Annotated in this window: 9 protein-coding genes; 5 read left to right on the top strand and 4 right to left on the bottom strand. The window is 34.7% G+C overall.

The window, feature by feature from the left end:
• The 4 genes from WKT10_RS13320 to WKT10_RS13305 form a co-directional block, all read right to left on the bottom strand.
• On the bottom strand, positions 1–355 hold a 355-nt coding region (locus WKT10_RS13320; RefSeq protein WP_340277713.1), incomplete at its 3' end, for a type IIL restriction-modification enzyme MmeI.
• A 110-nt stretch (positions 356–465) separates the two neighbouring features.
• Positions 466–954 (bottom strand): chemotaxis protein CheY, encoded by a 489-nt coding sequence (locus WKT10_RS13315; RefSeq protein WP_117649579.1) that lies wholly within the window; start codon positions 952–954, stop codon positions 466–468.
• Between the two features lie 57 nt (positions 955–1,011).
• On the bottom strand, positions 1,012–1,332 hold the full coding sequence (locus tag WKT10_RS13310) for a helix-turn-helix domain-containing protein (protein WP_013976760.1): 321 nt from the start codon (positions 1,330–1,332) through the stop codon (positions 1,012–1,014).
• A gap of 124 nt (positions 1,333–1,456) precedes the next feature.
• Positions 1,457–1,672, bottom strand: a complete 216-nt coding sequence (locus tag WKT10_RS13305) for a hypothetical protein (RefSeq protein ID WP_013976761.1) — start codon at positions 1,670–1,672, stop codon at positions 1,457–1,459.
• A gap of 225 nt (positions 1,673–1,897) precedes the next feature.
• Here WKT10_RS13305 and WKT10_RS13300 point away from each other — a divergent pair, with 225 nt between their 5' ends.
• The 5 genes from WKT10_RS13300 to WKT10_RS13280 all read left to right on the top strand — a co-directional run bounded on the left by WKT10_RS13300 (position 1,898) and on the right by WKT10_RS13280 (position 6,338).
• Positions 1,898–2,287 carry a helix-turn-helix domain-containing protein gene (locus WKT10_RS13300; protein ID WP_008374249.1) on the top strand — a complete coding sequence of 130 codons (390 nt, stop codon included), beginning with the start codon at positions 1,898–1,900 and terminating at the stop codon, positions 2,285–2,287.
• Between the two features lie 129 nt (positions 2,288–2,416).
• Positions 2,417–4,270: a recombinase family protein gene (locus WKT10_RS13295; protein WP_340277710.1), complete on the top strand. Its 1,854-nt coding sequence runs from the start codon at positions 2,417–2,419 to the stop codon at positions 4,268–4,270.
• Positions 4,267–5,055, top strand: a complete 789-nt coding sequence (locus WKT10_RS13290) for a hypothetical protein (protein WP_055145192.1) — start codon at positions 4,267–4,269, stop codon at positions 5,053–5,055. The genes WKT10_RS13295 and WKT10_RS13290 overlap by 4 nt, the downstream gene beginning before the upstream one ends.
• Positions 5,015–5,431: a hypothetical protein gene (locus tag WKT10_RS13285; RefSeq protein WP_117592865.1), complete on the top strand. Its 417-nt coding sequence runs from the start codon at positions 5,015–5,017 to the stop codon at positions 5,429–5,431. The genes WKT10_RS13290 and WKT10_RS13285 overlap by 41 nt, the downstream gene beginning before the upstream one ends.
• Positions 5,418–6,338: a hypothetical protein gene (locus WKT10_RS13280; RefSeq protein WP_117592863.1), complete on the top strand. Its 921-nt coding sequence runs from the start codon at positions 5,418–5,420 to the stop codon at positions 6,336–6,338. Before WKT10_RS13285 ends, WKT10_RS13280 begins: the two co-directional genes overlap by 14 nt.

Here is a 6,338-nt window from a genome sequence, read left to right as displayed (position 1 = left end):
TAACAATCCACCGAGCTCTTTCATCAAAAGTCAGCTTTCCATTATATCTGTCTGCCTGTTCAAATGGAGTAAGATCAACATCTCCTGAATTCCTGATTTTCTGATCCAATGCTTTTCCAAGACTCTTCTGTTCAATAATTACTCGTGTTTCAGGAATATACACATCAATACGTTTTGTATTTCCATCAATTACAACTTTCTTTTCAAAGTTCAAACGTTCTGTCACATTATCCATTCCCAAAACATTCGTCAATAAATCAATCCAATAAGAACGTCCATCTTCATCTTCTTTCCCTTTTCCCATCCATCGGTTTACAAATTGACGGGCAGCCTCTCTTTGTTCTGCATCTGTCATGCTTTTTTCCTCCTAAATAATCGTGCATTCACAAATCTTTCTCCGACTATTTTTACATATCATATCCACAGTATATCATAAAATTATTACAGAACAGCATTCATATATCATTATTTGTATTGTGTCTGCACACAAGGAACTTCTACCGCCAAATCATAATAATATTGATACATGATCATGTTATCTTTTGCTTCTATATACACTCTCTGAGCTTCTTTCAGCAAGTTATTCCATATATCTTTCCATTCACTAGGAGCCGAATCTAAAAACCACATATTATTAAATGACATTTCTATCGTCCCCCATAAATCATCTTCTTTACGCTCAGTTTTTATATTCATCTGCATATTTCGTGCAATTTCCAATGCATCTTTTTGTAAAAAAGTGAATTTCACTACTTTTTGAGGATCTGGAACTTTCTTAAAACGACGCATATGAGCTTCTGCCTTTTTAATAATTGTTTCCAATTGTTCATCATGCCATTTTTTATCCTCTAGTATCTCTTCTTCTGACATTTGCGCTTTTTCTTCATTAATTTCTCTTTGCATTTCTTCCAATTCATGCTGTGCAATATCATAATATTTCTTTTCAATCACCATAATCTCCCAACTCCATAAAAAAAGAAACAGTCAACATTTTCGTTACAACTGTTTCCTTTATTTTTGAAGTCCCCGGAGCATTTGTATCACTACATTCTGTTCTTTTTCATCAAGATTATTCCAAATATTCAGAACCTCTTGTTGTGATTCTGATAAGCTTACTGGAACATCCATTCCGGCAAAGAATTGTGCCATTGTTACTCCCAGTGCATCACATATCTTTTCTACAGTAGGCATAGTTGGTAAACTTTCTTTAGCAATAATTTTTCCAATCGAAGATTGAGATATACCAGTCAATTGTGACAGCCGATATTTACTCATATCACGTTTTTTACATAAAGCTATAATATTGTCCGCAATATAATCCTCTGTACGCAAGTAAATACACCTCTTTCCGATAGTAGTTACCTTAATTGTAACTAGAAATCCGCAAAAATATTAGAGATGTATCTTACAAGTATTTACTAATGGAAACAGTAGTATTAAAACAAAAAAAATAGAACTATATAAAGTTGTATTCCATTAATGTCAGCTTATTATCTAAATGCTCATATTCTCTTTGTATTTCTTCAATTTTATCATATAGTTTCAGCACTGTCGAACCCTTTATCATTTTATTCTCTTGGCACATCTGCCGGAATTTTTCTTTGTACTCCCGCAGTACTCTTCCTTTTTCCTCTAATTCCTCCAGTGTTTTGATTTCCTCTTTATCTGCCATGTATTTTCCTCCCAGACATAATTTTTAATACATAAATGATAACCCTTTTTTCGCTGTTGTTCAATTACAACTTATCGCCTTTTTCTCCCATCAATCGACAATCTTCTTTTTGCTATATACATATGATATACTTCTCTTTATACAACCAATTGCTGTTGTATAGCTCACCATTTTTTCTATCTACAACACAAAAAAGTCAAGTTGTGATGGAAAGGAGGTGAGGACATGGAAATAAATTATGCACTTATAGGCAAACGTATAAGAGAAACCCGCAAACAACGAGGATTATCTGCCGAGGAGCTGGCTGAAATTGCTGATCTTTCTACTGTTTATATAAGCTATATTGAAAATGCCAAGCGTAAACCCAGTTTAGAATCTTTAATCAAAATTAGCAACGCACTTGAAATTACTATTGATGAATTACTCTATGGGAACTTGTTATACAATCCTACGGAATATCAAACTGACATTGATTTATTAATGGCAGATTGTACCAGCACTGAAAAACGTTACATATTCGAGGTTCTTTCAGCCATAAAAAACATTTTACGAATCAATGATTGGCATCTATCCTCAAAACACAATTACGATGCTGATAACCCGAATGATTATTAAATCATTCAATAACAATCAAATATCTATTTCTACATAAACCATCCGTTAATCACTTAACCGATGGTTTATGTCTTTTTCAATCCAAAAATTCTATGATAGTTATATCAACTATAAAGGATGTCGCTATTGATGAAAGAAAGTGAAGAACGAAGCAGTAATATTGATGAACAGAAAGCCAGAATCCGGCAAAGATACAAAGGTATTGATCCAGAAGAACTGGAAGTAATTCCGGCACTTCCACCAGAGGATATTTTTAAAACAGAAAAAAAACTACGAGTAGCTGTATATGCAAGGGTATCTACGGATGATCCACGCCAAACATCCTCATATGAATTACAGAAAAATCATTATCAGGATGTAGTAAATAAAAATCCGAATTGGATGCTTGTAGAAATATATGCCGACGAAGGCATTTCCGGCACTTCGCTTCAACATAGAGATGCATTCAAAAAAATGATTGAAGATTGTGAAGGCGGAAAAATTGATTTAATCATAACAAAAAGTGTATCCCGATTTGCAAGAAACGTTGTTGACTGTATCCGATATGTACGAGAGCTTTCTTCACTCCGTCCACCCGTCGGTGTATTTTTTGAAACAGAGCATTTAAATACTCTTGATCCCAAAAGCGAAATGATTCTGTCATTCATGTCAACACTTGCGCAGGAAGAAAGTCATACCAAAAGTGAAATTATGAATTCTTCCATTGAAATGCGTTTTCGTCGGGGAATATTCCTTACACCTCCTCTGCTCGGATATGACCAAGACGAAAATGGAGATCTTGTAATCAATCCACATGAAGCTAAAATTGTGCAGCTTATTTTTTATATGTATCTTAATGGAAGCAGTACTCAACAAATTGCTGATTCTTTGACAGAACTCGGTTGTAAAACAAAAAAGAATAATGATGTCTGGTCATCCAGTACCATACTACAAATCCTTCAAAATGAACGCCATTGTGGGGATGTTCTGGCGAGAAAAACATGGACTCCGAATTATCTTGACCATAAATCAAGGAAAAACAATCAAGACCGTAATCAATACAGAAAAGTCGGACATCATGAAGCTATTATCTCCCGAGATGATTTCATAGCTGTTCAAAAATTAATTACAAATGCGAAATATGGAAATAAAGAGATTTTACCAGAATTACATGTGATACAAGAAGGCTCTCTAAGTGGATTTATAAGCATTAATCCAAGATGGTCTGGATTTAAATCCAGAGACTACTTTGAAGCATCTCAAAGCGTCCTTAAACCGACAAATATGAATGCACCTGATACAATTACTGCTTCCGCCGGTTCCTTCGATTTAAGAGACTATGAAGTTGCTAGAGGACAATTTTTCTCCTCGGTTGGTCGGATTTCTGTTTCTTTTTCATATAAACAGATCTCTTTTAACAAAGATGCTATACGGAAATTTCCAAACATAAAATTTGTCGAAATGCTAATACACCCGAGCTCAAAACTACTTGCTATTCGACCATGTTCCTCTGAAACAAAAAATAAAGTGCAGTGGTCACGTCTCAAAGATGGTCAACTTATTCCAAAACCAATTTCCGGTGCTGCATTTTTGCCAACATTATACGAGATATTTAAGTGGGACAAAAAATGCAAATATAGAATATTAGGAGTTGCCCACCAAAAAGACAATGAAAATGTCCTTATTTTCAACATGGACGATACAGAAATACGAATCCCGACAATTACCAACGACGTATCCGCCCCCAATAACAACACGCCTGATACAATATCTGATTCTAAGAGTGTGTTAGCTTATCCTGCCGACTGGATGAATAGCTTCGGTAATAATTACTATACTCAGTCTCAAGCGCCAGAATTAACAGAATTTACAGTGGACAAAAACTGGCAAACTGCTTCAGAAAGTAAACCTTATAAAGAACCCGAGCTACAAACCACTCCCAAAGAAACCATTATACAAAATATAAAGAATATTATTACAGAAATTAAAGGAGACACCCAATGAGCGAGCAACCTATAAATCAATGGAATATGACTACAGAACCTTCTGATATGATGAAAATCAACACACCTATGCCAATAACAGTCGCACCCAGCCCCTCAAATCAAATGGAAGTCATTGACGATGATTCTTTCAGCTATGACGGTTATCAAGTTGTACGTGGCGAATTCTTCGCTCATATTTACGAACCTTCGTTTACGTTTAATAACTACAAGGTATCTGTAAATACCGCCTGCATAAAAAAGCTACCTGATGTCGAATATGTGCAAATATTAGTCAATCCCATTGAAAAAAAACTGGCTGTCCGTCCCTGTCGAGAAGAAGAAAAAGACTCTTTTCGTTGGTGTTCCTCTGGAAAAAAGCGTTCGCCAAAACAAATCACCTGTCGAATTTTCTTTGCTAAAGTGATATCTCTCATGGATTGGAATCCTAATTATCGGTACAAGATTCTCGGCAAATTAATTCGTTCTGGCAATGAAATACTGTTCATTTTCGATTTAACTTCACCTGAAATATTTCCTCGTACACTAAAAGACAATGGAACTGTAACCACTGCTAGGACACCTTCTTATCCTGAAGAATGGAAGAATCAATTCGGTATTCCAGTGGAAGAACATCAGAAATCAATGCAAGTCAATATATTTGAAGGCTACGCAGTATTTGACATACAAGAAAAGAAGAAGGCAACTGATAAATCCATAGAAAAAGCAAAAGAACCATCAACAGCAGAAAGTGAGGAAAAATCCTATGAACAACAAACACTCTTCCCATCCACTAATATGTATTGACTTTAAAAAGAATCGTATACGAATCCACCGCAATACACTCCGTCAAATTGGTAACCCAGAATATATTCAACTTCTTGTTAATCCTGATCAAAAAATGATAGGTATAAAGGCTAGTTGTGCAGAGGATAAATTGGCACATAAAGTTAAGGATTATTTTGTCATCAATGGTAACAGTTATGAATTGTACAGCCGAGAATTACTATATTCACTTTCCCAGCTTAACCTTTCTTGGGAGAAATTTAACATTTTTCGTTTAGAAGGCAATATTTACCCAGATAAGAAAATAGCTCTATTTTCCATGGATAACATCATCGCAAAACTGCCACAAACAGAATTCAAATCAGAAATAATGGGAGATGAGTATGCGCAATTATAGTATATATACATTAAAAACAAAACTAGAATTCACCAATTTGTATCAATATCTCAGTGAAAAAGATTATAAACAACTTGAGCAACAGATATTATGTCATTCCTATCACACCCCCATCTGCACATGGAATGGTATTGTCATTAATGGTATAGAAGCATATGAATTATTTCGTAAACACAGTATTCCTTTCCGAATAAAAAGACTCCATTTTTCCAGTAAAGAAGATGTAATTTCATGGATATGTACTGACCAACTTAAACGAGAGGATTTAACCAATATCAATAAAAAATACCTGATTGGGAAAAAATATGATGCTGAAAAAATTTTAGTTTCAAGACAACTTTCATCTACGAATAAATCTCATATTTCCGGTGCAAGCATCGCAGCAAAAAAAATATCCGAAGAATGTAATGTAGCAATGGCTACTGTTTACAAATATTCTGCTTACAGTAGTGCACTAGATATAATTGATGAAAAAGTTCCGGATCTTGTCAAACGAGTTCGTTCTGGTCAGCTTTGGATTTCCCAAGCTAATATTATTGAACTTTCAGGATTATCAAAAGAGCAGCTTTTAAGTCTAAATAACTACCTTCTTGCCGAAAAGATAGAACATCTCAGTTATCATGATATGAAAAGGGAATTACTGTGGAATAATTACGCCAAACCGATATTAAAGAAAGAATCTTCCGTTTCTATTCCATCTATACGCAATCTGCCACAATTTGATCCAGATGCGGAAATTGCAAGTCTTACGTTGACGATTCCCTCATGGAACAGTTCTATCGAAAGAGTATTAAAAGTTTCAGATTTTAAAATTGCATCTGATACAGCAAAATATAAGCTTAAATATCAGCTTATGTGCCTAATATCAACCACAAATAATATTTTGAAAAAATTGGAGGAAATATAA

The sequence above is a fragment of the Enterocloster sp. HCN-30185 genome (assembly GCF_037890305.1).
In the GTDB taxonomy this organism is placed as follows: Bacteria; Bacillota; Clostridia; order Lachnospirales; family Lachnospiraceae; genus Enterocloster.
The sequence above is the reverse complement of the archived record's forward strand: the minus strand, read 5'-3'. Positions and strand labels throughout refer to the sequence as shown.